This window comes from uncultured Pseudosulfitobacter sp., from assembly GCF_963976325.1.
Lineage (GTDB): Bacteria > Pseudomonadota > Alphaproteobacteria > Rhodobacterales > Rhodobacteraceae > Pseudosulfitobacter.
In genome coordinates, this window is sequence record NZ_CAXBJW010000001.1 from 1,021,220 (window position 1) to 1,044,915 (window position 23,696).

The window sequence follows — 23,696 nt, forward strand, 5'->3', positions numbered from 1 at the left end:
CGCAGGCGATAGTCATTTTCATTTTGAAAGGATCAGGTCGTCGTGATGTTGGCGGGCCCAGTGGGCGAACCCTCAACGCCCGATACGTTGGCCGCCGCGACCCAATAGTTGTATTCGGTCGCCGCCGTGACCGTTTCGTCTGAGAACTCCGAGATCTGCCCGGCCACGCCGCCGGTCGTGCCGATCAGTGACGCGTCACCGAACACCGCCGTCGTGCTGCGATAGATGCGCAGTTCGTGAAAATCGCTGGACGGGTTGCGCCAATTCAGATTGACCCTGTCCGTGCCATTGGATGCGAACAACTCGGTCACTGCGCCTGGCGCAGTCCCGTTAATCTGCACGGTGACGCTGCCAAGGCTCACCCACTCGTCAGGTGCGTCAAACACCCCGTTAAATCGGGCCTCGGCGAAGTAGGTCTGGCCATCCTCGACAGGGCCAGACCGCGCGATGTAACCAGAGGTCTGCATATCGGTCTTAACCAAGGGCAGGAACCTCCAGTACCGCGCCTCGACCGTGATATCGTTACGGCCCGGAACCTCTACGGCCTCGACCTCCAATATCGCAACCGGGTTCGCGGCCGACGCTTGCAAGATGCGCTGAGTGAACACCGCCGAGATCTCTGGCGGCTCTGTAGGCGTTGAGATTGGCAGCTCCGTAGGAGGATCGCCCGCCTCTTCTGGCGTCCACTCACCCGAAGCCCGATCCACCGCTGCAAGGTCAATCCGGCACTGCAACTCAATCGGGTCAAACTCGTGGTCCAGCACCTCGTATTCCCCCTGAATCACACGGCCCGAACCGTCTTCCGGCTGATAGTCCAGAAGGATCGTATGGCGCTGCCCATCTTCGCGCGGGAAACGTGCTTTCAGGCCGACAAGATTGGTGATGATGGACACTTTGGCCCGGTTGCCGTCGTGCAGCTGCTCTTTCGCCAGGCGCCGCGCCTGTGACCGATTGGGACACATCGAAAGCTCGTACTCCTGGACGATCTCGCCCTCGATGGCCAGCCGGTCCTCATCGCGCCATGCATCAACCTCGGTGACCGTGTACTTTTGGTTGGCGTCCATGTGCAGCACGCGCAGAACGTTATAGCCATCGCGTTCGCTGATTGCCTCGCTGGTCTGGATCTCCCTTATGTCCTTTGCCGTGATCGTGCAGGCCGGTGTGCCGAAGCTGCCGCCGATCAGGCCGATGCACCCGTCCTGCATTTCGTATGCGCGGATGCCGGAACTGGCGTGCATCCGGTCCAAAACGTCAGAAGGCGGCTCGTCCAGTGTCCAATAGCCCCAGAGACGCAGGCGCGCCGCAGTGCCACCCTCAAGCTGCGGCACTGCTTCATCGGCCACGTCAGCCATCGCTGCTACGCTGTCCCAATTGATGTCTTCGGGGGCGATCTTGAACCCGTCTTCATGCGAGAGGAAATGCGCCATCACCAGTGCGGCGTTATCGGCATACCCGGTTGATAAATCGCGCGGATCATAGATCTCCTGACCACGGATCACCCACTGCAACGCCGTGTTGTAGGATTTCGGGAACACCTTGCTAAAGTCGTTGCCGTGAGGTGCTTTCATCTGCGCAAGGAATGTGGCCTGAGCTTCCAGCTTGCGGGCGGCATTCCATGTATGGAACTCGGCAAAAAGATCGGCGTAGTCGCCGCCGAAAGCCGAACCGTCGCGGGTTTGGATGTTGACATATGTCTTCATTTTTCCGGCGTTGACATCGCCGTCCACGTCCAGCGTCACCGGTTCGCCATCAATCCAGCATTCGTCAAAGCTGGTGATTTCACCATGCGCCACCATGATCAGCTGATAAAGCGTCCCGTCCTTCACTTCGAACAGCGCCCGCACCCCGCCCGCCAGGTTTTCCCCGACATAGATGCGGCGCGGGGCGGACGCTTGGCTGATCACCGCCTGAATTTCAGACTGAGGGACGCTGACGCTGGGCTGCAATGCGCGGGAAATGGCGCTTAGGGCAAGAGACACCACGGCATTCGCGAGCGCCACGCCGATGCTTGTGGCCGTTGCAATGGAAAAGCCTACCGCCGCCGCGAGATAGCCGCCAGCAAACGCGATCCCGAATGCAATGGATGAGAAAATCGCCATTAACCTACCCTCTTAACCATCTGCACTTCGGCCACCGCATAGCCGCGCCGCTCAAGGATGCGCTGCGCTGCGCCGCCGTTGGCGCTCATCTTGATAAGGGTCGCCCCCTGCTCTGCCGCCCATGCCTCGAAAGCCCGCAGGAGACGCAATCCGCTGCGGTCTGAGGCATACCAGCCCAGCTCGAAGGCAACCCTGTCGGGGCTGATAACGGTCTGCATGATGCGACCCGAAATGAACCCGCCACCCGATACGAACACCGCGCCCTGCGGATCGCGCAGAAGGTCTACCAGCGTTTCCCCGGTGCGCAGGCGGCAAACCCGCTGAGGGCCGCGCACAGACGCCGCCAGCGCCGCCACCAGGTCGATGATGCGAGGAATGTCCGCCTCGCGCGCCACGCGGATCAAGTGCCCGGCACCCATGTGATTGCCTTGTCCTTGAGGCCCGCAATGAACGCCATGCCGGTGTCGCCGGGAAAGCGCGCGCGTTGGTCTGCGTCGGTCCAGCGCCCGTATGGCGGTTTGGCTTGGCGGCTCATGCGCCCGTATGCCTCCAGCTCGATGACCCGGCTGTCTGCCGAAGACGTGCTGCGCATGTCCCGCATAACGCCCTGGAACATGCTGATAGGATCACCAATGAGCCGCCCCTGATGCTCACCATCTCGTTCGACCGTGCTGAATAGCTGGTAGAAAAGCTGACAGCGCCGGTTGTTCACCTCAGTGGATTGATTGTGGCAGCGCGCCACCATTTCAGGCGATGCTGCCGGGATCTCGAAACGCACCATCCCCGCACTCATCCCGAACGTCACCGACAGCGCGCCGATCTTGATCACGTCGCCCGTGCCTTGATACGCAACACCGCCCGCAGTCAGCGGCCCGTAGCCCAGCCACCAGTTCTGCGGATTCGTTGCAAAGTCCATCTGACACAGGATCGTGCAAGCCACGTCACCGCGGCGCAGGTCTTCATCTGGAATGTCGTGGATGCTCATCAGAACGCCTCGATGAAAGATAGATTGGAAATTTTGATCTTCTCGATCGACGCGCCGATCGGATCGCCCTGCTCCATGCGGCATTTCAGGCGCAGCTGATCCACCACCACCAACGTGCCGACGTCATGATCGCCACGAATATTGGGCATGACGGAAACGCGGATCGCGGTCTCGCTTTCCTCGATTGCGCTGACATTCACCACCTGGTGCAGACGGTCGCCCAGGGTGATGTAATGGCCCGGCCAAAGCTGCGACAGCGCAGGCTTGTCCACGTCGATAAAACTATCGCGATGCGATGCCGCGGCGCGAAGAGTGAAGCCGTCAAAGGGATCGCTTGCGAAACCCACGTGATCAAAGGTGTACTGCGGCGAAAGGCAATTGCCCGCCAACATCCGACCTGCATCATCGTTTGGGCGAAACTGTGTAACCACCGGCACGACACACGTTGCCCCCGCCGCCTGCATCTGCGTCACGAACGATGACAAGGCCAACTGCGGCCCCATCTGACGGGCGAACGCGGTCACTTCCAGCCGCCAGTAGCCATTCAAGGAAGGTTTTGCGAATGCCTCTCCGTCGATATTGGTGAACGGAGAGAACCGCATTCCAGTTAACCGTGGGATGCTGGCCTGTATCTTTACAGGATAGGGAAACGAAACCTGCATCAGCGACCACCACTCAGATACTTGCTGTCAGCTTGATGGCGGCTGGCCAAGCTCATCTTTGCGTCAGTAATTTTCGCCGACACCCCCGCGCTGATCTGCTCGACCTTGGCCTTCCAGTTGCCGTCCTGATCGACGTAGAGGCGCACATCCAGTGATCCGCCGTTTGATCGTCCTATGGCGTTGCTGAACTCAGCCCCCCCCGCACGACCGCCCCTCATAGCTCGCAAAGCCGACTGAGCCTGCGATACATTCAGCACCGCGCCATTGCTCGAGGGCACAAACACCTCGGAGTTCGGCGTGTTTTCATTCACCAGATAGGGCATTCCCGCCTGAGCGGGACCGCCCAGGGCACGCTTGCCGAATATCCAGCTAGATGCACTGCCAAGCAGGTTGCCAAACAACCCACCGCCGCCGCCTTCGTTCCTGAATATCCCTTCGTTGAACAAGGCGGCTTGCAGGGCTGCTTTTGCCAACATCTTGGCCACATCGGCCAGCACATCGCCAAAGTTCTCACCCTCGATGATCGCATCGATGAACCCGTCTTTCAGATCCTGGTTGAGATTGTCCATGAACTCCGCGCGTTCGCGGTACAGATCCGCCTTTTCGGTCAGCCGGCCAATTGCGGCGGCTTGCTCGTCTATCTGCTCGCGCACGGTCTGGCTGCTGCCCGCCTGCTTTGAATCGAGGTCAATGCCACGCTTTTTGGCCTCGTCCAGCAACTTGTATCGGGCAGTGAGCTCGGCAACCTGCGCGTCAGTCTTGCCGATCATCTCGATCTGGCGTTCGAGGTTCTCCAGTTCTTTCTGGCCAGTCTCGTAAAGGCTGTCCTTCTCGCGTTTCCCTTTGCGGCCGCGAGAGCCAGCGCGTGCGGCCTTTTCGGCGGCCTTGCGACGGGCTTCTTCCTGCGCCGCTTCAGACGCAGCCAATTGCGCGCCTGGATCATAGGATTGGATGTCATCGGCAGATCCGCCGTAGTCCCTCGGATCGCCGCCGCGACCACGTCCAACCCTCGCGTCATAAGCCGTTTTTTCCCTTGCGCGGACCATGAGAAACGCCCACGCCGCGCTAGCCGCGCGATACATGTTGTCGCCAAGCAAACCTGACTGCGCAACCATAGAGCCCAAAGAAGTCGAAGCGGTCGCCATATTCGCGATCATATCCAAGACGCCCGCGTTCGTTCTCTCGATATTGTTCTTGACCTCAGCGGCCTGAATACCGGCTTCAGACAAGTTCTTTGCAAGCGCCAATGCGGCCCCCTCCATGCTCTCGATCGGTCCAAACATCTCGACTAAGAGGGCCAGCAGTTCCTGTGCTGCCTCCACTTGTGCATTCACACCTTCCGCACCATCCAGCGCTTCCAGTCCCGCGACCAACCTTGCCGCCGCCTCATCTGTCAGATCCAACTCATCCCGGAGATTGGCAGTGGTTTCCTCAATCTCCTTGATCGTTACACCAATCGCCTGAGCCGCCCCGAGCTGGAGGTCGCTGCCCACCACCAACTTGGTGCGGCTCAGGCCTCCGAACTGCGTAGCGATTTGGTCCAGCGTTTCGCTGAGGGACTTCATGGCTTCGACTTGGTTGATGTCCGTCAAGGCGATCAGGAATTCCTGGGCTGCCTTGGTTGCTGCACCATATTTCTCGTACAGTTCCTCTGTCGGAATGATCGCCCCGTCGACCGCTGCAGTGTATGCACCGACCGCACCCTCGAGGTTGTCGAGTTTCTTCTGAAGGTCTTCGCCGGCATCACCAGCGTCGAACAGCACCCTGACCAGCGGGATGCCTACAGCGACTACCGCACCCATCACGGCACCCATTACGCCAAAACCGCCCAGCAATTGCGGCAGCTGCTGGCCAAGCGCCATAGAGGCACTGGTGCCAGCACCAACCTGAACTGCAAAATCCCCGACCTGATAGGCAAGGTTTTGAATGCCGCCCCCCGCGCCATTGGCAGCCAGCCCAAAGCGGCCCATAGCCCCAGCCGACCGCGTCACAGCAGCCTGCTGCGCCGTGTAATCGGCATTCAGAGCCTCAAGCGCACGCTCGTGTTGCAGCGTGCTGATCGCCCCAACCTTATGGGCCCGGTTCAACTCTTCCAGCGCCCCCTCGTACCTCTTCGACGCGGCAAACAATGGATCGTATTTGCCTCGCAGGCGGTCCATTTCACGGACAATACTGTTGGCGCTGTCCGTGGCGCTTGCGGCCATACGATCATTGGAGGTCTTGAACCTACGCTCATTCGCCAGCGCTGTATCGTTCACCACCTTGCGCGAACGCTCCAGCTGCTTCTCCATCTTTGCGAGGGTGACTTCCATCCTCAGCATGAGGGCGGTCTGGACTTCATCCATGCTTCAGAGCCTCCGGCTCATACTTGGCGAGAATGGCTTCAAATTCCTCTTCCGTCGGCGGCTCTGCTTTCCGATCCGAGGCGGAGTTGAACCCCTTCACCATGTTGACAAAGTCGGCATAGGTCATGTCACGCACGTCGATTGGCGACATGTTGAACACACGCGAGATCTGGGAGACCTCGGAGAACTTCCAAGGCGACGGATCACCGGAACTTTCGGCCCCCTCATCTTGCTCAACACCGGACATGACCGCGATCAAGATTTCCCCGGCGAGCATAGCGTGCTCCAGATAGGGGATCGTATCGAAGCGCTGATCCAGCAATTGCTTGACCTCGACCGCCGCCATCCCACCCCCGATCAGAGCAAGACGCAGGATGTGGTAAACGTCGGAGGCCCGGAATGCGCCGGTGCTGACACGCAGGAAGATTGCCCCGATGGCGTCCTTGCCGCAGATCTCCTCCAGATCGAGGATCGACCCGAAGGTGAGCCGGAAAAGACGTTCTTTCCCGGCCCACTCTGCAATAAGTTCAGCCATCAGGTGGCATCAGTCCAGGCGCGTTTACCAGCGCCCGAGATTGTCGCGCTGAAGGTCACCTTGCCGTTGTTTTGCTTGGACAACTCCAGACCCGCCAGGAATGCTGGAAGCAACCAGAACCCGCCGTTCTTCACGGCGGTCTCATCGAGGAAGATCTTGATGTTCTTCTCGGTGCCATCGTCCGCCCAGCTGCGCCATGTCGGCCAGGCTTCGGTCGTAACCATACCCGAAATGGTGGCGCTGGTATCCTGGCTTTCGAGATGACGCACGATCGCGGCCGGCACATCGAGCGGGTCATCACAGTCCAGCATGATATTCTCGCCGAGATTGTTGGCAAGCGAGATGCCGAAGGTGTTTGCCCCGCAGGTGTGTGCGAATACTTCCGGATCATCGCCATCGCCGAGCTGGACGATAAGACGGGTCGTTTGGTTTCCTGTGCCCATTTCAGGCCTCCTTCTTCTCAGTTGTTTTGCCTACTGCGGTTGCCACGCCGCGTTCGATCAGAGCGTCAGCGGTCGCCTTTGGAACACTGTAGATGCCGCTGTTGTCCTTGCCGCCGTCAGGCCGGAAGTGCTGGCTTTTGGCTGCGCTGATGCGATGGTGCGCATCCTTGTTCACCTTGATGTCCATGGTATCTCCTTAGAACAGTCGTTGATTTGCGTCGTTCCGACGGCGCAAACTGGTAGACCGCACGCCCATAACGGCGCACAGCCAGCAGATCGCCGGGGCGTCAGACTTTCTTGATTGCCTTGGTGATGTTGCGGGTCATCCGAGATTTCAGCCGCTTCTTCTTCGCCCGGTAAGTCGGCCAGAAAAACGGGCTGGCAATGATCTGACCCGAATATTTTCCTGTCTTGGTAAAACGCGGTGCGGTCCCAAATTCGAACCACGCCGGATTGAAGTCATCGGCGCGGGCATAGACCGTGATCAGCAAACCGCGATCGGACGTGCCAACAGACCCCAGCACCATCGACCCTTTCGGGGCATCACCCCAGGTCCAAGCCACTTCGATGTCCGCCAGCGGCAACAGAGGTCGCATCGAACTGACCAGCTCTTCAGCATTGGCTTCAAGCGTTTCAATAGCGGCCTGCCGCACCAGGCGGGGGATAGCGGACCAACGCCTGTTGAACTCAGACAGCCCCTGGACCATCAGGGCGTCACTTCGTCGATCGACGCGGTGACGGTGACCACACCGTGCGCCTTGATGCCATCCTGATCCAGGAACACCCGGACAGCTTCCACCTTCATCTCAACCAGAAAATGCGTGGCCAGCTGCCCTTCGAAGTCGTGCAGCGATGCCTTCACCGCATCGGCCAGCTTCTTGCAAGGGTTCAGCCTGCTTTGATCATCCGACCAGCAGTCAATCTGCACCGTTTCCTCGCGAGAGGTCAGACACTCAAGATTGTCGGGGACATAGTCTGATGGTCCGAACGTGATGCAAGGATAGCTGCCCGACTTTGGCCGCCCGTCATAGATCCTGTCCGCCACAATCGCGTGCACAGCAGCGTCTGCCACCAGTCGGTTGAAGATCAACACCTGTAGTTCGCCCGACGCGCTCATGTTGCGACCCCTGATTCAACCACGATGAATATCCACTGACGGTCGCTGATCGCGTCAATTTCCCGGATGTTGTAGGTCACCGAACGACGGGTATCGCGCATTTGCCAATCGGTCCGAATTGCGCGCGCCGCAGCGCTGGATCGGATCTTGACCTTATAGATCGCCCTTCCCTCCAGACGCGCGGCATCCACCACCTCCGAGCCCCGCGAATAGATAAACTCGGCACGGCACGCGTATTTTTCCTCGTAGCCGTCCACCGTTCCACCGTCACCCACGGAAACCGTCGCGGGTTCATCAAACGCCACAGCCTCAAACAGGCGGCCCTTCACAGTCCGACCAGCCTGTAGGGCGCGATCAGCGCCGAGACACCAAAAGGCATTTCAGAACCACCTGCCCCATCTGCGCGATTTTCGTACCAATGCGCAGCGAGCATCATCACTGCCACCCTGATTGGGCTCGGAACATCCGCAGCTGCACCGTATCCCGCCGTTATTGTCAACTTGATCGGCAGTTCAACGGACTGTGACAGAGCTGGCCCAGAGAACCCATCGCGAAGAACCAATTCCGTCCCCTGGGCGCCCTCAACCAACTCAAATTGGCTCTCTGGAATATTCTGGTTCTGTCCATCTGCGTCCGCATATTCCACCTCGACCCCTGTCACATCGGGGAATGGCAGCCTGAAGCTGCACTTTGGCCAGATCCGCAGATTGATCTCCCAGCCTTGGGTCAGCAAACATCGGCCCAAAATTCCACTGTACCCATCCAGACGCCGGGTCGCGGCAGCAACGAAACCTGCGATTTGCGCATCATCATCGGCAAAATCGATAATCAGGTGTGATTTCATCTCCTCAGTGGTGACCAATGCCCCTGGGGGCGTCGCCAGCCGTGGTTTGCTTGCGTACATTTTCAGGGCCTCCGATCCGATCACAGAGAGAGCGGCATTAAGCCGCCCTCCTTCGAAAGCAGATCACGCAACGGGTGCATCCTCGGGATGACCCTTCACCAGCAGGATGGAAGTCGCGATCGACGTACCGCCATTCTTTGTGGTGACAACGCGGACGTAGCGCTTGGTGCCTGTATAGCCGACCTTGTAGACACTGTTTTCTTCCAGCGTCGCAGGCAGTGTGCCCGCCAGGTCCGCAGCTTCGACCGCGGTGAAATCACCGCCGGTTGTCGTGTCCGATTCTTGGATCGAAACCGTGAAATCACCGGCGGCGGCAATCGCTCCGGTATGGACCGTAAAGACGGCACTGTTGAACCCCTGAAGGTCAAGGGCTGCGCTCGTGTTGGTCGCAGCAAGAACGACAGGTGCCAGCACTGCCAGCACAGCGATTTTGGATTTGAGGTCTTTCATGTGACCCTCCTTTAACAATGGGTGAATAACGAAGGGGGCCGAAACCGGCCCCCTTCGGGTTTCAGATATTGACGATTACCCCTGTGATCAGGAGGTGCCGATTTTCATGTGCTTGATTGCCTCGAAGTTCTGGACACCGCCGCCGACACGTTTGGTCGTGTAGAAGTGCACATAAGGCTTGTTGGTGAAGGGGTCGCGCAACACACGGATGCCAAAGCGGTCGACGATCAGATAGCCACGCTGGAAGTTGCCGAAGGAGATCGGGAACTTGCCTGCTGCGACGGCATCCATGTTGTCATCGGTGCGCACCGGCTTGTTCAGGATTGTCGGCAGCTCGGCCGAACCTGTCGGCAGTTGCCAGATGAAATCACCATCAGCGTTCTTGAACTTGCGTACGGTGCCCATGGTCGCGTCGGACATCAGAAAGCTCGCACCGTTGCGATACTGTTGCTTGAGCCCGTAATAGAGATCGACCACGGCGTCGGCTGGGCTGACGGAAGCTGTTGGATCCGCAAACCCGCCCGCTTTGCCGGACGGCACATAGCCGATTTTGCCCCAGGCATAGCTGCCGTTCGCAACCTTGTCATAAGACATGATACCGCGCGGGCGATTGACGCCGTCGCCCGAGATGAACGCCGCACCTTCCTGCTCGGCAAATTCGATTGCAACTTCGTTGCCCAACCATGCCGCGATGTCGACACGCCCATCGTCCAGCATCTTCTGCGTGGCGGCAGGGTTGGCGTAGATTTCCTGCATGTTGAACACCAGCTCACGCAAGGTTGGCGTGTCCGTCTCAGGGCGGGCTTGTTTCTCACCGACCCAACCGGAACCAGCGCCACCCACGCCAATCAGCTTTTTGTAGGTGTCGGTCGAGATGGTCATTTGCTGCGAGATATCACGCATAACGGACACGGTGCCGACTACGCGGTCGATGGTGTTCGACATTTCTTCGGGCACCACATAGCCGCCGTCTTCGTCGCTGTCGCTGGTCAGCGCCGCTTTGACTTCCAGGTCGCGCAGATCCGCATCGATGGCACGGTCGCCCCGGCGGAACCATTTGTTGAAGGCCTGCGTGTGCTCGGCTGCTTCGGGTGTTTGCCCTGCCCCGCCTGCGCCACCAATCTGCATGGCCGCCATCGTCATGTTCACCGCGTCCAGCGACTTTTGCAGTGACGTGAGTTCCGCGTTGATCTTGTCGACCTTCTCGGTCTGCACATAATCGCCCAGACCCTTTTTCAGGTCATCGATTTCCTTTGTGCGCTCGGCTTTGAACGCTTCAAACGCAGTGCGCATTTCGTTCAGGATGGCTGTCGGGTTGCTGGCATCCGCGCGCGCAACCGCGAAACCGCGCAAGCGCGCGGGGTTGATCATCTTAGTCATTGGATTGTCCTATGATTTGAGTGTGTTCAGAAGCTGCCGTGCAGCAGCATCAAATTCGCCAGCGTCTTGCATGGCGGGATCGGCAGCGTTGCGCGTGCCGCTTTTGACGTCCTGGATGAAGCTACGGCGTTCACCACGGGACATACCTTGTTGTGCCAGAATGGCCTCAAGCTGGCGCACCGCATTCAACGGGCGCGCGCCCTCATTCTTGGCATCGTCATCATCCGGCACCGAAATGCCGTCGTCGACCGCATCAGCAAAACCAAGGGCTACGGCATCTTTCGGGCCCATGAATGTTTCTGCGTCCATCAGGTCGGTGATCTTGTCACGTTTCTGACCAGTTCGGGCTTCGTAGATATCCGCGATGGCACTGTCGAAGCCGTCAAACATCTCGGCGGCGTCCCGCATGTCGTGCCGGTTCCCGATGACCCCGCCCCAGGCGTTGTGCACCATCATGAAGGTGCCGAGACCCATGCGGATATCGTCGCCGGCCATTGCAATGATCGACGCGGCCGATGCGGCCCAGCCCATCACTTCAACCGTGACCTTTGCCGGGTGCTTGCGCAGCAGGTTGTAGATCGCGATGCCCTCGAACATATCACCGCCGGGCGAGTTGATCTTGACCGTCACGTCCTTGTCGCCGATCGAGCGCAGGGCCGCCGAGACACGCTTTGCCGTCACCCCGCCACCGGTCCAGAAGTCTTCACCAATCACTTCGAACATCGTGATGGTCGTGGCATCACTGGTGTCAGCGGCCTGCGGCGTTGCCGCCCAGCGGGCCAGAACATCCGTTGGCGCGTCCCACTGGAAGTTCTGGGGGCGCTTGAATGTCTTTGCCTCAGGTAGATTTCGGATCGTCATCGCTCTCTCCTTCGCCGCTCTCTTTCGAGCCTGCCATGTTGGGCGGATCATAATAGACATCGCCGCCTTCGCGCGGATTGCTGTCCTCGAATTTGCGGACCTCGTTGGGGCTGTAGACGCCCCATTGCATCATCCGGGTGTAGTGTTCGGTGCGGGTTTTGATATCGCCACGCACCAGGGCCTTGCGATTGAAGCGCACATAGACGTCCGGCTCATCCTCGGAGATCAGATCCCGGTTCGCAGTTTCTTCCCAAGTGGTCAGGTGATCCTCGAGGGTATATGTGACAAAGCCGATCGACTGATGCTCGACACCGGTGCCCCAGCTCGAAGCCTTGTCCGTGTCGCCGATCATGTGCGGTGGCACACCGAAGAACATCGCGATATCGCCGCGTGAGAACTTGCGGCTCTCGATCCATTGGGCGTCTGTCGCCTTCATTGACATCTGCGCGACGTCCATCCCCTCCTCGAGGATCAGCGCCTTACCCTCACTCTCACCACCAGCTCGATAGGCGTCGAGGCTGGCCCGCAGGTTTTCTTGCGCTTCTTTGCCCAGCTTGGCTGGGTGCTTCAGCACCGAGCTGAACCGTGCGCCATTCTTGAACGTCGTCGAACCGTGACCTTCTTGCGCGATGCTCAACCCGATAGCTTCACGGGCATAGGTCAGCACCGAGACACCGGTAACACCATCGAGCGTCAGGCCAACAAGATGCATGACGGTGTCCGAGGGCAACACAACGCGGCGCCCGTCTCGACGCTGGTAGACATACTTCAACGTCAGATCATCGTTCTGCGTCACTTTCATGCGGTCCGGATCGAGAGGGTTCAGGGCAATAACATTGCCGCGCGAACGGACAATCTGGGCATAACCATTCCCGCGCAATAGCAGGTGCGCCTGCATCATCCGCTTGAACTGCGAAGGCGTCTGCCAGCTATTTGGTTTGCGTCGGAGAACCTTTGACAATGGATGATCCGGCCGATCAATCCGTGTCTGCTCGTCCAGCCGTTGCTTCACATGTGAAGGGAGGTTTGCGACCGCACCAGAGATCAGGCGCACACACGCATAAACCGCCGCGACGCGCATCGCTGATGTTGGCGTTACCGAAACGCCTGACGCACTCCCCATGCCAACCATTCGAATGGCCGCTTCAAGATCCGAAGTGGACGAAATTTCCCGTCCACCGCTGCTATCCTGAACAGCATTGCGCGGGCCCGTAATCCAGTTCAAGAACCCCATCAGAGCACCAACGCGCCGCGATCAGCATAGATAGATGGCCCACCTGCCGCTTCAGGGTTCCGGCTCATCAACATGACAGCATTGAAGGTGGCCATAAGCGGGTCGATCTTGGCCAGACCCGAACGCTGTTTCGTGACCATGCGTGCATTTCCCCGCAATTCTGTTTTCGCGTTTCCGACGCACCAGGTCATCAACGGCTGCGCACAGTGTCGGAAGGACCCCTTCTTCAGCTTGCGCGGCAGCCCGTTAATGGCAGCGTTCAACTTGTAACCTTGGCTGATCGGCCGAACCTGTTCGTCTGTCAGGCCTTTCAGAGCCAGGGCGTCAACAATATCCGCGACACCTTCGGGATCGAGCCCGATCGCTGCGTCGTCCGGCAACAACCCGGCTTCGAGCAGCTGAGCGCAGATCTCGGCGACGGATTCAATGTCAGCGCTCAAGTCCTCGCAGATGACCAGATCGCCGAACTGATCAAAGTCTTGCAGCCGCTCTGCGATCTCCGGTCGCTCCTTCAGAACATCGTCCTGGACCCACGCCTTGGCCCAGTGCAGCCAATCGCGCGTTTCGCGGTGACGCCCGATAACAGCCAAGCCCAACAGATCATCGAGGCCGCCGCCATCGATCCCGACGACGCATACATCGCACTGCGCCATGATGCCTTCGAGCGTCAGCATGTCGTCGCCCTGATCTTCCCAATAATCAGCACCCGCCCATCGATCCGAGTGCAAACCAACGCCGATCTGGATGTTGAGGTGCTGCGACAACCACAACTGCACATCCTCGACACCTTTGGCCTTTGCCTTTCGATACTCGCGTTCCAGCAGATCAATGAACACCGATCGCCCGAGGTTCGGCATAACCATCGGCCAATAGCGTGTGTCGAGGAACGGCTTTGACTTGTCAGCCTGCATCTCTTCCGGAAACTCATAGAGAACCGCCAAGAGCCCTTCAGCTGGCGTTGTGCCGTCACGCACGGCGCGGGCATTGTTCAATTCGGTCCGGAAGATGCCGGCCGGTTCATCGACCGATTGTGTGGTTATGAAGACCAGGAGGCAATTTGGCTTGTTCATACCGCCCCGGATCTGGCCGATCACTTTCTTGGCGTAGCTACGCGATGACATCAGGTGCAGCTCGTCGATGATGGCGAAGACGGGAATGCCGCCCGTTACGACGTTCATGTCGAAAGACTTCACCGCCAGCTTCGCGCCGGTCGGGATGTAGGTCACCTTTTTCAGGTGATCCTGCACATGGAAGAGCTTTTGCAGCTCAGGATCCGCGTCGATCATCCCCTGCACCTGGGCAAAGCATGTCTCGGCCACGCCCTGCGTCGGGCCAATGATGACCATCTTGGCGTTCGGGATCGTGTTGACCATCAAAGCAATCAGACCCAGCGCCGCTGAATTGGTTGTCTTCGAATTCTTCTTCGGCACCAGCAGGAACAACTCGCTGATATGTCGGATCTTGGTTTTCGGATCAATGCATCCGAACAGTCCGCGGATGATGTCCCTGAACCAGTCGGCGCCAACTTCGCCCAGCGTCGGTTGGCCACCCACGTCGGGCAGCCTGAGTTGGTTGAAGATCCGCACCGCAACATTCGCTGTCCGCTCGTCGACGTCCAGATCCGGCATCGGCGTGGCGCCAGTCTTGAGCTTTTCCACCCAGTCCGGGCAAGACAGATCCCCATCAAACGGCATCAGTGAACTTCCTTGCTCGGACCGGCGTCACCAAGGAAGCCCCAGGTGCCATCCGGCTTGGCATCCTCCTTGCGCTGCGCCTTCACGCCCAATGGCTTCGCGGACGAATTAGATTTGCGGATATCGCTGGCGAGGCATTCCAATTCGGCTTGCTTGGCGATTTTTCCGATCTCCTTCATTGCCGACACCGACCCACCCTGCGCTGCTTTATCGAGCTGCAACAACGTGCGCCCGCGCACTTCACTGATCGCTGCCAGCTGCGCGTTACGAACAGACAGATTCTTAAAATAATGCTTGTTCAGCGTGGGGATCGTGATCCCCAGGTGCTCCGCGATCTGCGGCTTCTTCATGCCGGAAACTAGCAACCATCTGACTTTATTAACATTTTCTGCGGTCGCAATGTGCCCCGTCGCACCAGGCTTTCCCCGCCCTTCGGGAATGGGGTCGCCCAACATGTCAAACTCTCGCTTCACAGAAAAAAATCTCCGACTATGGGGAGGGCGGGTCTGGGCGCTCAGGGGCTGTGGCCTTTTGACCACCCCCCCCTTCACGCCAGACCGCGCTTCTCCATCGATTGCTTCACGCTGTCGTGCCAGATCTTGGCGACGGACTGCAGGTTCTCTTCATCCCAGAACAGATCTGGGTCACCGCGATGCGGCTCGATGTGGTCGACCACCGGACTGTTCGGAGCCGGGTGCTTGCCGATCAGCAGCACGCCTGTTTGCTGGCAGGTGTATTGATCGCGCTGCAACACCTTGATGCGCAGACGCTGCCAACGAGCAGTGTTCAGCCAATCCTTGGACCGGCGCGCCGCATCCTCTCGACCGCTGACCTCGATCGGTAGTGGCGCAAGACGTGGCGGCATCGGGCGCAGCCTTGGCTGCAAGCCCCTGCCCTTCAACTTCCCCATCTGACGTTACTCCGGTGCAGGCCCAACGCTCAGCATCATCGGGGAAGGAATGGTGCCGTCGATGCTAACGTGGATCGCAGCACCGGCATTGATCGCAGCCAACTCAGCAGGGTTGGGCAGCCATGCCGTCGTCATCACCGGCACCTTGCCGCCTGCGACGCTGCAATCCCGCACACTGTCACGCACAGGTAAACCCAAGAAGCCCTGGGATTTTCCGCACACGCGTGTGGCGCCTTCGATGCGACCTATGTCCATGTCTCACTCCAAACATTGCGAGCCCGCACCAGTGCGATGGCGCGGGTCCGACTTCAACAGCGTGGTCCAGCCTTGGCTGCGCACGACGCTCTGCTCTGCGGTTATCTGGTTGCGCGGGATGGACTTGAACCACCGACCTTCTGGTTATGAGCCAGACGAGCTACCAACTGCTCTACCGCGACACATGCACCCCAAACGCAAAGCGCCCGGAGCGGGGTTACCGTCCGGGCGCGAGTGGGGTGAGTGTCATTCGTCTAGGGGGTCTAGACCTGAGGCGCAATACTTTTTTTCCATGGCGTCATCGGAGGCATGTTGTGACTGACAAACCACCGGGACAGACTATTGTTTAATTCGAAGGTTGTGCGCAACTCAATTAACGCAGACCACCATTGCAAATAATTTCGCCGCGCTGCTGCTACCTGCGCCCCATCGGGCCTGTAGACCACAGGACAAACCCGAACATCGTACCGACGAGGCCGCAGCCCTGAGCGGTCGATCATTATGCCAAGGCTCTGAGTTTCAGCCCTTCGCGCAAACCTATTCTCGCGCCAGCCTTTGGGCTCACAGCGAGGCTCTACTCCGACGAAAGCGTCAGGAACATTTCTAGCCCTGGCCAGCTCGGCAATCTGGACCGCCATGCGTCGCCCACCACAGCCCTCAGGCAATGTCGCGACCGCAGAGGCCACCAGATCTGCATCAGGATCAGGATAGGACACGCCGCCGCCGTCGATCCGACAGCCGAGTGCGCCACGCTGGGCCATTCGGTACGCATTGCCCACGTGACCATAGCCCTGCGCCAGCGTACCGGCGTCCTCGAAATCCACCTGCGCGCACTCATCCGCGAACGCCCATTCCAGCAACCGCTGGATAGAGATCTCGCGCCGCACACGGCCCTGCCCGTCCGGCACCACTGCCCCCTGCACGCTCATGCTGCGTCACCCGCTGCACGTCCGGCCTCGCCCTTGGCAACCAAAGCCTCGGCCCGCGCCCTGTCACGGTCGTAGCGCCCGAGCAGCGCCTCGTCGTACATCCGACCGCAGTCGCGCAGCTCACGCGCCCGCAGCACATCGGAATGCAACTCGGCAGCGCGCCGCGCTACCATCGCAGCTTCGCCGACCATGACAGGCGGCCGGCGCTTCTTTTCGATGAACCGCAGCTCCATCACCAGCCGACCAGGAACGCCCGCGGCCTCGGGGCCGGCGCGGCTGCCAAACCAGCTCGACAGCTCGGGCAACTCTTCTATGGGACGCGGACACAGCCCCTGCGCGACACCGGCAATCGACACGAAGGCGGGCCAGAAGCACTTGGCCGAACCCTCTCCGTTGGCTTCCATCCAGCCGCGCATCATCACCAGCTGACGATCTGACAACCGCGCCAGCTCATCGCAAACGCGATCGAGAAACGCACGATGTCCGTCCGGCGCAGTGCCGTGCTTTCCCCGCATCCCGCCCGCTGCCAATGGGTCGATTACCAGACGCCGCACACGCGCCCGCTTGTTCTCGGTCTTCGTGCAATCCTGCTCGGTCATGCCTTGCCCCCTTCATTGGAAAATCCGGCCCTTGCCAGTTCGTCATCGGACAAAAGTCCGGACGCGATGATGTGTTTGAGAACCCATGGCTGCAGATCATCGAAGGCGCTCGACCGACCGCCACGCCATGACGCAACAGCGCGCCTCGCGCTGTCCTGAACCATCGGGTTTGACGAAGCTTGGCCGCCCTGCTTTTCAGCGCCTTCAACGGCTGCTTTTTTCGGGTCGTTCCGTAGGGCGTCGCCCTTATGGTTATTCCATGGTTTAGCTATATTATGCACTAAAGCAGATTTGCCCCCTTTTCCGTGCAGATTTGCCCCCTTTTCCGATCCCGAAACCCGTGCAGATGTGCCCCCTTTTGGGGGTGCAAATTTGCCCCCTTTTATCGCAAGAATTTTGGCGCGTGTGAGGAAGCCGTAAACCGTGTAATTGCCGCGACCGGCCCCCGGCAGACGGGTGATCCAGCCCGCTTCTTCGAGTGCCTGAACACCCCTTTTCGCGGTGTCAGGCGACCCGCCTTTAAGGTCGGAAATCTGCTTGTACGACGGATCGCAGCGCATGGTTTCCGTGTTACAGAAATCAAGAACCAGCGTGTGGGCCACCATCTTGGCATTGTCGTTCAACGCCCCGTCACGACGCACGCCTTCCAGCCAGCCCCAGCGCTGGCGCGCCCACTCCGAGGCCTCGATCAACCGCAGGTCGTCGTCGTCAGGTGACCGCATGGATTGCCTCATAATCTCGACGCTTCCGAACCCGCGCACGGCAGCGCATCAAACGCCGCCTGACAGGCCCGCTTGATCTGCGCTTTGGGCGCGGTGGTACGGCCAAGGTCGACGGGGTAATTGGCACTGATTGTCAGCTCAGGCTGACCGGTCCTGCCCAGCACCACTCCAAGGAACGCACCGTAATCATCCGCGCCCGTAGGCGTGGCCTCGACGATGTCGTAGATCGGCCCGTCAGGCGCACGCAGATAGCCGCGCAGCAGCGGGATCGTCGGTAGCAGCTCGAATTCCAAATGCAGCGCCTTAGCCATCGCGCGCCGCCTTCCGCGCCTCGTGAGACGCGCCGCCGCGGATTGAGGCCTGCAACTCCAACACACCAGCTTCGGTGCTGAAATGGCCACGCAGCGACTCGGACACGGCATCGCCGTTCAAACCTGCCAGATTGCCAACCTCACGCGGATCTCTTGATCCAACCCAGGGCGGCGGATGGCCCCACTTCAAATACTCCTCACAGGCCTCCAGAATGGCCTGCTGCAGCACGACGCACCAGAAGCGACGCAACTGCTGATCCAGCCCGCCATCACCGTGCGTGTTGCGCCAATCTGGAGGCCAGACGGGGCGCACCTGCCCTTCGTTGCGAGGGTGATCAGGATCGGCGTACTCGGCCTCCTGGCGTGCAACAACACGGTCGTGCAGCACGTAAAACTGCGCCATCGGAATACGCAAAAGGTCCAGATCATCAGGCCCCGCAGGCTCGTCCGGCGCAGGCGCGCATACCGCAGGCCGCCGCACCTTGCGCGCCACGGGCCGCGCAGGCCCATCTAGGTCGATCAGCGCCGCGCGCAGCTCATTCAGATAGGCCGCGCTCATGCCGCCACGCCCCCGCTGTTGTTCCAGTCCTGCATCAGGATCAACAGCACATCGCGCATCATCGTGATCCGGGTGACATTCTTGTACCGCGGCTCTTCGCGCAGCCGGTCGACCTTGCGCTGCAATAGCTTAAAGTCCTGCGCGTTCAGAAAGGCCACCAGCAGGCTTTCACCCATCGGACACTGCGCCAGTGCGTGGATCAGCGGCGACATGAACGCCTCTTTGAACGCATCCGCCCCCGCCCCATGGGCCGAGGCCATCAAGGCGGCAAGCGCCCGCGTGACCGCCCAGCCCTTGCCCGCCCGGCAGAACCCGCGCACCATCGAAATCGAGTAGATCTCGCCCGGCTTTTTCTCCGCTGCCGAATGGTTCGACAACATCACCCGACAGCCCGCCGCTGCCACCACGTCGCGGACCTGGACCGCCCAGGCATCGCCCGCCATCAGACCGGCACGATACAGGTGGAACATCGAAACCTTGGTCACAGCGCCGTTGACGGCCATGAACGATGAGGCCTGATGCGCCCGCGACATGGGCACCACCAGCGCAGGCACCGCGTCATAACCCGCCCGCAGAGCGGCGTGGGACCGGTGCTGGCCGTCGATCAGCGCATAGCGCCCGTCGCCCAACGGTGACACCAGGACCGGTGTGAAAAACCGCCAGTCGAACGCCGCAGCGATGGCGTTGATCTTGTTCCAGTTCTCGCGCGCCAACGGGCGCTGGTAGCCTGTGTCGATCACCAGCGCACTGATCGGAATCCACTCTAGCGCCAAGTCCGGGGGCGGCTTCGGCGTGGGCTTGAAATCATCAGGTAAAACAATGGGGCGAAAGTCGGCGTCAAACATCAAAGATCCTCCAACAAGGGGGCCGGTGACAGCACAGCAGGCGCGCGCAGATGCTCGGGCACGGGCGGATAGTCACCGGGGCGGGTCAGTGCCTTGCGGCACGGCGGAATGCGGCGCTTGAACGAGGTGGTAATTCCATCGACGGCAACGGCAGGCTTTAACCAGATCAGCCACTGATAGGACGTGGCACTGCTGGGCTTTTCCATCTTGCCTTGCGTCGGGTCATCCTTGGCCGGACGCCAGACCGGCACGTCGGGGTCCAGAAGAACCCCCTGCCACATCACCACACGTTCGACAAAGGGCAGCGCCCAGGTCTCGGGCGTGTCGCGGAACAACTCCTCGTACCGCGCAGCGCCCTCGTCAAAGGACGTGCGCACCAGGACCGCCACGCCGATCTCGGCCAGCTCCAGTGCGCGCAGAATGAATTGCGGGCCCAGCCGGAACGGCGGGTTCGTGATGATCCAGTCGATGCCGATCGGCGGCTCAAGATCCGGCATCAGGAAATCGACAAGGCCCGACATGCCCTCATAGCCATAATCGTGCACATCCGTTGCCCAGACCTGGTCGAACTCTTCACCCAAGACGCGTGCCATCTGGCCGCGATTGCAGGCCGGTTCCCAGGCGTGTTGCACATCCAGCGGGTGGCCGATCTGTTTCAGAAACTCCAGCAGAGCGCGCGTGGCCCACGGCGGCGTCGGGAAATCGTCCAGACTGTCGGTCGGCTCGGCGCGTTGCTGCATGACGGCGGAGGAACGGTTCTGGGTCACGCCACACACCCCGAAAAGTGCTGACCAGGCCGAAACCCGGCCAGCAAGTGATCGAGGCAGATCGGGGGCTTTCGCGCGGCACCGCGCCCCCTTGGTACGGTCAGAAGAGGCTTCTCAAACCTCGACGCGCGAAATGTCGTCGGGACGGCGGCAACCCGCAAACCGCCGCCCCAACTTTGACCCGCTCGACGCCGTGCGCACATCCCCTTGCGAGACGCGCGACGGAGCGGACCAAACTGGGTCAAAAATCCCCGTAGACGTCGCGGCGTTGATCGCGCCATAGTAGAAGCCACGGAAATTCTAGGAGGATATTGAAAATGAAAATCGTACTTTCCGCCTTGGCGGCGCTTGCTTTCGTCGGCGCCGCTTTGGCTGATGAACCATTGAGCGCAAAGGTTATGAGGTGTCAGAACCTTGAGAATGAGAGCTCTCGGCTCATCTGCTATGACGCGATTACCGCCGACGTAGAAGCGCCCGAAGCGCGCCCCGCCAGTGCAAGTGGAAACTGGAATGTTTCCGTCGACACGTCTCCCATCGACGACAGTAAGGTCGTCAATATGATGCTGGATTCCAACGAGGTGATGACCTGCGGGTATGGTCAGCAACGGCCGGCAACTTTGCTGTTGAGATGCAGTGAAAATACGACAGCATTCTTCTTTGCCACTGATTGCCACATGGCCGACATCCAGTCCTACGGACAGGTCACCATGCGCATTGATGAGGCAACTGCCTTCACCCAGAATTTCACCGCCAGCACGACCAATCGTGCCCTCGGAGCATGGCGCGGCAATCAAGCTATACCACTGATCAAAAAGGTTTTGGGCGGCAATACACTGACCGTTCGCATGACTCCGTACAGCGAAAGCGCCAAGACACTGACGTTTGATATTCGCAATATGCAATCCGGCGCTGAACAGATTGCGAGCGCATGCAACTGGTCTCTTAACTAGGGCCAAGTCAGGAATTTGGTTAACTCGTGCGCACCGGTCGTCACCGATGCGCACTGACCGCTGAACCAGGGAGGAGGAAGGATCAACGGATCTAGAAGATCGCAGGAACATCACTTGCCCCCATAGAGCTTATGGAAAAATTTTTCCGACCGGCGGTGCCAGCGACGCGAACGCCTCTGCCACCACGCTGCGATCAGGTCAGCGCGGGCGGCCCACGCCTGAAACCAGATCGCAGCGATGCGCGTGCCCAGCCTCATGCTGCCCGCCCTCCGCGCACGCCGTCCAGCGCGCACTCGACACCGGCCAGCACCATCACCGCGGTGACATAGCTGAGCGCGGCATCGTTCTCGCAGTTCAGCCAGTTGGTGATCTGCCGTTCAGACACACCCAGAACCGGCGCGCCCAATCGGGCCACTTCCGTGTTCGATGCCGCCGGAAACGCCCGCCACAGCAACGCCGCGAACCACTTGCGCGACAGGCTTTTGTGCTGTCCCCCAAGAAAATCGCCCCGTCGGACATTTTTTGAAAGATTTTTCCGCATGTTCACTCCATCTTTGACCTGTGAATGATCAGCTGATGGAAAAACAACTTGAAGGGCGGGATGGGGTGCGCAGCCAGCGCGCCCCTTTTCGTTTGAGGGGGAGGCTACGGCGGTCATGTTGCGCCTTCCGATTGCGAAATAGAATGAACCTGACTTACGTCTTTGGATCGAGCGCCGCCCATATCTTCGTAGGTAGCTTCAACGCGACTCCAGGTACTGAAATTTGGAGCCACAACCCCAGACCGCCACCTTGTCCAGGTGGATACCGATATTTTAGCCAGAAAGCAGAACTTGGTCAGCGTCACCCCGGCCTCCAATAGTCCACTCTCAATGGCTTCGATCTCGCTATTTAAGTCCACAACACTGACCTCACAAAATTCGACTTCATGTTGCATTAATGCATGGTTTTTGCAAGTGCATTCTTGCAACGTGCACTAGCTCCGCAAAAATGGGAAATATAGTTATGCAAGACTGGGCTATCTCATACATCAAGCACGTGCTGGAGAAGACCGGCTGGTCTGCTACAAGGCTTGCCCAAGCGGCAAAAATCTCGTCGTCGACAATAACGCGCCCTCTCGCGACGGATGACTGGCCGCACAAAATTTCAAGAAACACGATAGCGAAGATATGGAAGGTATCAGGTATAGACCCTGAACCGTTCGCAAACGAGGCAGGCGAGCTATATTTACAAGGCACCTATAGACACAAGATTGTGGCCACCGTTGACCCAGAAGGAAATGTGTTAGCCGAAGCAGATAAAGAAACAAACGAGAGCAATCTAATTGCTAACGAAGACCAAATCAGGATCGAGATATTCGGAGAACGTGCGATAATCCGTGCAACGGTGGGCAAGGAGGGCCTGGACGAACTTCTGCGGAAAATTGGAGCCCTGAGGGAGCTACTCGATTAGCACGCCAGATGCAATGCATTGCATTTATGCATTGACTTGATTTAGCATTAATGCATTGATGCCCTCGATTTTGGAGGTTTCAATGCAAAAATTTCTCACAAACGACTACCACCGCCACATTCTGCTGGCCCCCACATCCGGCTGGCTGCCCCACCCCACCGCCATCGTCGGCGCGTGGCTTGCCCTGAAGCAGGCGCGCGGCCAGACCGTCGATCTCGACCGCATCGACACGCCGCATTACCTGGTCGCCGCACCGCAGTCCAAACTCCAAACCGATCTGGACCAACGGCTGCCCCGCATCAGGGACCGCGTGCGCGCACTGCGTGAAACCCGCATGGCGCATCGCCCCACTGGCGGTGACGCAGCATGAGTTTCCCCTTCGACATCGCATCCACCATCGCCGCACAGCGTCGCCATCTAGCTGACGCATTGCGCCCGATGGACACCGACGCCCGCAAGAACAAGGTCACCCAGACCTGCATCGAAACCGGCGGCTGCCTGATCCTGCCCGACACTTCGGGCGGCTGGGGACCGCTGTACGCCGAGCTGCACATGATGGGGCTCTACCACAGCGGCAACAGCGCAGACGAAGCGATTGCCAACTGGATCAAGGCCGCACAGCGCTGCACCCCGATCCCACCGGCGCGGGTGGCATGATGGGTATTACCAAGACGTGCCCGTTCTGCGGC

Annotated in this window: 33 protein-coding genes and 1 tRNA gene; 4 read left to right on the forward strand and 30 right to left on the reverse strand. The window is 59.6% G+C overall.

The features are described from left to right. Positions 1-32 precede the first annotated feature (32 nt). From AAC077_RS05005 to AAC077_RS05140, 28 genes are all read right to left on the reverse strand, one after another. Positions 33-2,099, reverse strand: a complete 2,067-nt coding sequence (locus AAC077_RS05005) for a phage tail protein (protein WP_339767116.1) — start codon at positions 2,097-2,099, stop codon at positions 33-35. Then, complete coding sequence (locus AAC077_RS05010) at positions 2,099-2,518, reverse strand: hypothetical protein (RefSeq protein WP_339767118.1); 420 nt, start codon at positions 2,516-2,518, stop codon at positions 2,099-2,101. Before AAC077_RS05010 ends, AAC077_RS05005 begins: the two co-directional genes overlap by 1 nt. Next, a complete protein-coding gene (locus AAC077_RS05015; protein WP_339767120.1) occupies positions 2,500-3,084 on the reverse strand; it encodes a hypothetical protein in 585 nt (194 codons plus the stop codon). The genes AAC077_RS05010 and AAC077_RS05015 overlap by 19 nt, the downstream gene beginning before the upstream one ends. Continuing rightward, positions 3,084-3,686 carry a hypothetical protein gene (locus tag AAC077_RS05020; RefSeq protein WP_339767122.1) on the reverse strand — a complete coding sequence of 201 codons (603 nt, stop codon included), beginning with the start codon at positions 3,684-3,686 and terminating at the stop codon, positions 3,084-3,086. Before AAC077_RS05020 ends, AAC077_RS05015 begins: the two co-directional genes overlap by 1 nt. Before the next feature lie 59 nt (positions 3,687-3,745). Beyond that, a complete protein-coding gene (locus tag AAC077_RS05025) occupies positions 3,746-6,091 on the reverse strand; it encodes a hypothetical protein (protein WP_339767124.1) in 2,346 nt (781 codons plus the stop codon). Next, a complete protein-coding gene (locus AAC077_RS05030) occupies positions 6,084-6,626 on the reverse strand; it encodes a gene transfer agent family protein (RefSeq protein ID WP_339767126.1) in 543 nt (180 codons plus the stop codon). Before AAC077_RS05030 ends, AAC077_RS05025 begins: the two co-directional genes overlap by 8 nt. Beyond that, complete coding sequence (locus AAC077_RS05035; protein ID WP_339767128.1) at positions 6,626-7,069, reverse strand: phage tail tube protein; 444 nt, start codon at positions 7,067-7,069, stop codon at positions 6,626-6,628. The genes AAC077_RS05030 and AAC077_RS05035 overlap by 1 nt, the downstream gene beginning before the upstream one ends. A gap of 1 nt (position 7,070) precedes the next feature. Further along, positions 7,071-7,256: a hypothetical protein gene (locus AAC077_RS05040; protein WP_339767130.1), complete on the reverse strand. Its 186-nt coding sequence runs from the start codon at positions 7,254-7,256 to the stop codon at positions 7,071-7,073. 100 nt (positions 7,257-7,356) lie between these two features. Then, positions 7,357-7,776 (reverse strand): hypothetical protein, encoded by a 420-nt coding sequence (locus tag AAC077_RS05045; protein WP_339767132.1) that lies wholly within the window; start codon positions 7,774-7,776, stop codon positions 7,357-7,359. Further along, the gene (locus tag AAC077_RS05050) at positions 7,776-8,186 is read right to left on the reverse strand and encodes a DUF3168 domain-containing protein (protein ID WP_339767134.1); all 411 of its coding nucleotides are present in this window, start codon (positions 8,184-8,186) and stop codon (positions 7,776-7,778) included. The genes AAC077_RS05045 and AAC077_RS05050 overlap by 1 nt, the downstream gene beginning before the upstream one ends. After that, complete coding sequence (locus AAC077_RS05055; RefSeq protein ID WP_339767136.1) at positions 8,183-8,515, reverse strand: head-tail adaptor protein; 333 nt, start codon at positions 8,513-8,515, stop codon at positions 8,183-8,185. Before AAC077_RS05055 ends, AAC077_RS05050 begins: the two co-directional genes overlap by 4 nt. Next, entirely contained in the window at positions 8,512-9,030 is a 519-nt protein-coding gene (locus AAC077_RS05060) for a head-tail connector protein (protein ID WP_339767138.1), read from the reverse strand. The genes AAC077_RS05055 and AAC077_RS05060 overlap by 4 nt, the downstream gene beginning before the upstream one ends. Positions 9,031-9,153: 123 nt before the next feature. Further along, a complete protein-coding gene (locus tag AAC077_RS05065; protein ID WP_339767140.1) occupies positions 9,154-9,540 on the reverse strand; it encodes a hypothetical protein in 387 nt (128 codons plus the stop codon). 87 nt (positions 9,541-9,627) lie between these two features. Continuing rightward, positions 9,628-10,920: a phage major capsid protein gene (locus tag AAC077_RS05070; RefSeq protein WP_339767142.1), complete on the reverse strand. Its 1,293-nt coding sequence runs from the start codon at positions 10,918-10,920 to the stop codon at positions 9,628-9,630. A 9-nt stretch (positions 10,921-10,929) separates the two neighbouring features. Continuing rightward, positions 10,930-11,832, reverse strand: a complete 903-nt coding sequence (locus tag AAC077_RS05075; protein ID WP_339767144.1) for a head maturation protease, ClpP-related — start codon at positions 11,830-11,832, stop codon at positions 10,930-10,932. Next, complete coding sequence (locus AAC077_RS05080) at positions 11,759-13,006, reverse strand: phage portal protein (RefSeq protein ID WP_339767146.1); 1,248 nt, start codon at positions 13,004-13,006, stop codon at positions 11,759-11,761. The genes AAC077_RS05075 and AAC077_RS05080 overlap by 74 nt, the downstream gene beginning before the upstream one ends. An 8-nt stretch (positions 13,007-13,014) precedes the next feature. Beyond that, positions 13,015-14,709: a terminase large subunit gene (locus AAC077_RS05085; protein ID WP_339767148.1), complete on the reverse strand. Its 1,695-nt coding sequence runs from the start codon at positions 14,707-14,709 to the stop codon at positions 13,015-13,017. Then, positions 14,709-15,059 (reverse strand): hypothetical protein, encoded by a 351-nt coding sequence (locus AAC077_RS05090; protein ID WP_339767150.1) that lies wholly within the window; start codon positions 15,057-15,059, stop codon positions 14,709-14,711. Before AAC077_RS05090 ends, AAC077_RS05085 begins: the two co-directional genes overlap by 1 nt. Positions 15,060-15,256: 197 nt before the next feature. Next, positions 15,257-15,574 (reverse strand): HNH endonuclease, encoded by a 318-nt coding sequence (locus tag AAC077_RS05095; RefSeq protein WP_339767152.1) that lies wholly within the window; start codon positions 15,572-15,574, stop codon positions 15,257-15,259. Positions 15,575-15,625: 51 nt separating this feature from the next. Next, positions 15,626-15,874 (reverse strand): hypothetical protein, encoded by a 249-nt coding sequence (locus AAC077_RS05100; RefSeq protein WP_339767154.1) that lies wholly within the window; start codon positions 15,872-15,874, stop codon positions 15,626-15,628. Positions 15,875-15,980: 106 nt separating this feature from the next. Beyond that, a tRNA-Met gene (locus tag AAC077_RS05105) sits at positions 15,981-16,057 on the reverse strand. An 80-nt stretch (positions 16,058-16,137) separates the two neighbouring features. Continuing rightward, positions 16,138-16,803, reverse strand: a complete 666-nt coding sequence (locus AAC077_RS05110; RefSeq protein ID WP_339767156.1) for a hypothetical protein — start codon at positions 16,801-16,803, stop codon at positions 16,138-16,140. Continuing rightward, positions 16,800-17,402 (reverse strand): hypothetical protein, encoded by a 603-nt coding sequence (locus AAC077_RS05115; RefSeq protein ID WP_339767158.1) that lies wholly within the window; start codon positions 17,400-17,402, stop codon positions 16,800-16,802. Before AAC077_RS05115 ends, AAC077_RS05110 begins: the two co-directional genes overlap by 4 nt. Beyond that, positions 17,399-18,124, reverse strand: coding sequence for a helix-turn-helix domain-containing protein (locus AAC077_RS05120; protein ID WP_339767160.1), 726 nt, complete (start codon positions 18,122-18,124; stop codon positions 17,399-17,401). The genes AAC077_RS05115 and AAC077_RS05120 overlap by 4 nt, the downstream gene beginning before the upstream one ends. Positions 18,125-18,132: 8 nt before the next feature. Then, positions 18,133-18,435, reverse strand: a complete 303-nt coding sequence (locus AAC077_RS05125) for a hypothetical protein (RefSeq protein WP_339767162.1) — start codon at positions 18,433-18,435, stop codon at positions 18,133-18,135. After that, entirely contained in the window at positions 18,428-18,994 is a 567-nt protein-coding gene (locus AAC077_RS05130; RefSeq protein WP_339767164.1) for a hypothetical protein, read from the reverse strand. The genes AAC077_RS05125 and AAC077_RS05130 overlap by 8 nt, the downstream gene beginning before the upstream one ends. Then, positions 18,991-19,839, reverse strand: a complete 849-nt coding sequence (locus tag AAC077_RS05135) for a ParB N-terminal domain-containing protein (protein WP_339767166.1) — start codon at positions 19,837-19,839, stop codon at positions 18,991-18,993. The genes AAC077_RS05130 and AAC077_RS05135 overlap by 4 nt, the downstream gene beginning before the upstream one ends. After that, positions 19,839-20,606, reverse strand: a complete 768-nt coding sequence (locus AAC077_RS05140) for a hypothetical protein (RefSeq protein ID WP_339767168.1) — start codon at positions 20,604-20,606, stop codon at positions 19,839-19,841. The genes AAC077_RS05135 and AAC077_RS05140 overlap by 1 nt, the downstream gene beginning before the upstream one ends. 317 nt (positions 20,607-20,923) lie before the next feature. Here AAC077_RS05140 and AAC077_RS05145 point away from each other — a divergent pair, with 317 nt between their 5' ends. Next, on the forward strand, positions 20,924-21,556 hold the full coding sequence (locus tag AAC077_RS05145; protein ID WP_339767170.1) for a type VI secretion system-associated protein TagO: 633 nt from the start codon (positions 20,924-20,926) through the stop codon (positions 21,554-21,556). Positions 21,557-21,809: 253 nt separating this feature from the next. Here the strand turns inward: AAC077_RS05145 and AAC077_RS05150 are convergent, their stop codons facing one another. Both AAC077_RS05150 and AAC077_RS05155 read right to left on the reverse strand, forming a co-directional pair. Then, on the reverse strand, positions 21,810-22,214 hold the full coding sequence (locus tag AAC077_RS05150) for a hypothetical protein (protein ID WP_339767172.1): 405 nt from the start codon (positions 22,212-22,214) through the stop codon (positions 21,810-21,812). Then, on the reverse strand, positions 22,211-22,492 hold the full coding sequence (locus AAC077_RS05155) for a hypothetical protein (RefSeq protein ID WP_339767174.1): 282 nt from the start codon (positions 22,490-22,492) through the stop codon (positions 22,211-22,213). The genes AAC077_RS05150 and AAC077_RS05155 overlap by 4 nt, the downstream gene beginning before the upstream one ends. Positions 22,493-22,545: 53 nt before the next feature. Here AAC077_RS05155 and AAC077_RS05160 point away from each other — a divergent pair, with 53 nt between their 5' ends. From AAC077_RS05160 to AAC077_RS05170, 3 genes are all read left to right on the forward strand, one after another. Beyond that, on the forward strand, positions 22,546-23,007 hold the full coding sequence (locus tag AAC077_RS05160; protein WP_339767176.1) for a hypothetical protein: 462 nt from the start codon (positions 22,546-22,548) through the stop codon (positions 23,005-23,007). 82 nt (positions 23,008-23,089) lie between these two features. Next, positions 23,090-23,377: a hypothetical protein gene (locus AAC077_RS05165; protein WP_339767178.1), complete on the forward strand. Its 288-nt coding sequence runs from the start codon at positions 23,090-23,092 to the stop codon at positions 23,375-23,377. Further along, positions 23,374-23,664 (forward strand): hypothetical protein, encoded by a 291-nt coding sequence (locus AAC077_RS05170; protein WP_339767180.1) that lies wholly within the window; start codon positions 23,374-23,376, stop codon positions 23,662-23,664. Before AAC077_RS05165 ends, AAC077_RS05170 begins: the two co-directional genes overlap by 4 nt. Positions 23,665-23,696: the final 32 nt, after the last annotated feature.

What these genes read in the sequence shown, in the direction of transcription:
- AAC077_RS05005 (WP_339767116.1), bottom strand. Translation starts at nt 2,099, where the DNA reads ATGGCGATTTTCTCATCCATTGCATTCGGGATCGCGTTTGCTGGCGGC.
- AAC077_RS05010 (WP_339767118.1), bottom strand. Translation starts at nt 2,518, where the DNA reads ATGGGTGCCGGGCACTTGATCCGCGTGGCGCGCGAGGCGGACATTCCT.
- AAC077_RS05015 (WP_339767120.1), bottom strand. Translation starts at nt 3,084, where the DNA reads ATGAGCATCCACGACATTCCAGATGAAGACCTGCGCCGCGGTGACGTG.
- AAC077_RS05020 (WP_339767122.1), bottom strand. Translation starts at nt 3,686, where the DNA reads ATGCGGTTCTCTCCGTTCACCAATATCGACGGAGAGGCATTCGCAAAA.
- AAC077_RS05025 (WP_339767124.1), bottom strand. Translation starts at nt 6,091, where the DNA reads ATGGATGAAGTCCAGACCGCCCTCATGCTGAGGATGGAAGTCACCCTC.
- AAC077_RS05030 (WP_339767126.1), bottom strand. Translation starts at nt 6,626, where the DNA reads ATGGCTGAACTTATTGCAGAGTGGGCCGGGAAAGAACGTCTTTTCCGG.
- AAC077_RS05035 (WP_339767128.1), bottom strand. Translation starts at nt 7,069, where the DNA reads ATGGGCACAGGAAACCAAACGACCCGTCTTATCGTCCAGCTCGGCGAT.
- AAC077_RS05040 (WP_339767130.1), bottom strand. Translation starts at nt 7,256, where the DNA reads ATGGACATCAAGGTGAACAAGGATGCGCACCATCGCATCAGCGCAGCC.
- AAC077_RS05045 (WP_339767132.1), bottom strand. Translation starts at nt 7,776, where the DNA reads ATGGTCCAGGGGCTGTCTGAGTTCAACAGGCGTTGGTCCGCTATCCCC.
- AAC077_RS05050 (WP_339767134.1), bottom strand. Translation starts at nt 8,186, where the DNA reads ATGAGCGCGTCGGGCGAACTACAGGTGTTGATCTTCAACCGACTGGTG.
- AAC077_RS05060 (WP_339767138.1), bottom strand. Translation starts at nt 9,030, where the DNA reads ATGAAATCACACCTGATTATCGATTTTGCCGATGATGATGCGCAAATC.
- AAC077_RS05065 (WP_339767140.1), bottom strand. Translation starts at nt 9,540, where the DNA reads ATGAAAGACCTCAAATCCAAAATCGCTGTGCTGGCAGTGCTGGCACCT.
- AAC077_RS05070 (WP_339767142.1), bottom strand. Translation starts at nt 10,920, where the DNA reads ATGACTAAGATGATCAACCCCGCGCGCTTGCGCGGTTTCGCGGTTGCG.
- AAC077_RS05075 (WP_339767144.1), bottom strand. Translation starts at nt 11,832, where the DNA reads ATGATCCGCCCAACATGGCAGGCTCGAAAGAGAGCGGCGAAGGAGAGA.
- AAC077_RS05085 (WP_339767148.1), bottom strand. Translation starts at nt 14,709, where the DNA reads ATGCCGTTTGATGGGGATCTGTCTTGCCCGGACTGGGTGGAAAAGCTC.
- AAC077_RS05090 (WP_339767150.1), bottom strand. Translation starts at nt 15,059, where the DNA reads ATGAAGAAGCCGCAGATCGCGGAGCACCTGGGGATCACGATCCCCACG.
- AAC077_RS05095 (WP_339767152.1), bottom strand. Translation starts at nt 15,574, where the DNA reads ATGCCGCCACGTCTTGCGCCACTACCGATCGAGGTCAGCGGTCGAGAG.
- AAC077_RS05100 (WP_339767154.1), bottom strand. Translation starts at nt 15,874, where the DNA reads ATGGACATAGGTCGCATCGAAGGCGCCACACGCGTGTGCGGAAAATCC.
- AAC077_RS05110 (WP_339767156.1), bottom strand. Translation starts at nt 16,803, where the DNA reads ATGAGCGTGCAGGGGGCAGTGGTGCCGGACGGGCAGGGCCGTGTGCGG.
- AAC077_RS05115 (WP_339767158.1), bottom strand. Translation starts at nt 17,402, where the DNA reads ATGACCGAGCAGGATTGCACGAAGACCGAGAACAAGCGGGCGCGTGTG.
- AAC077_RS05120 (WP_339767160.1), bottom strand. Translation starts at nt 18,124, where the DNA reads ATGCGGTCACCTGACGACGACGACCTGCGGTTGATCGAGGCCTCGGAG.
- AAC077_RS05125 (WP_339767162.1), bottom strand. Translation starts at nt 18,435, where the DNA reads ATGGCTAAGGCGCTGCATTTGGAATTCGAGCTGCTACCGACGATCCCG.
- AAC077_RS05130 (WP_339767164.1), bottom strand. Translation starts at nt 18,994, where the DNA reads ATGAGCGCGGCCTATCTGAATGAGCTGCGCGCGGCGCTGATCGACCTA.
- AAC077_RS05135 (WP_339767166.1), bottom strand. Translation starts at nt 19,839, where the DNA reads ATGTTTGACGCCGACTTTCGCCCCATTGTTTTACCTGATGATTTCAAG.
- AAC077_RS05145 (WP_339767170.1), top strand. Translation starts at nt 20,924, where the DNA reads ATGAAAATCGTACTTTCCGCCTTGGCGGCGCTTGCTTTCGTCGGCGCC.
- AAC077_RS05150 (WP_339767172.1), bottom strand. Translation starts at nt 22,214, where the DNA reads ATGACCGCCGTAGCCTCCCCCTCAAACGAAAAGGGGCGCGCTGGCTGC.
- AAC077_RS05155 (WP_339767174.1), bottom strand. Translation starts at nt 22,492, where the DNA reads ATGCAACATGAAGTCGAATTTTGTGAGGTCAGTGTTGTGGACTTAAAT.
- AAC077_RS05160 (WP_339767176.1), top strand. Translation starts at nt 22,546, where the DNA reads ATGGGAAATATAGTTATGCAAGACTGGGCTATCTCATACATCAAGCAC.
- AAC077_RS05165 (WP_339767178.1), top strand. Translation starts at nt 23,090, where the DNA reads ATGCAAAAATTTCTCACAAACGACTACCACCGCCACATTCTGCTGGCC.
- AAC077_RS05170 (WP_339767180.1), top strand. Translation starts at nt 23,374, where the DNA reads ATGAGTTTCCCCTTCGACATCGCATCCACCATCGCCGCACAGCGTCGC.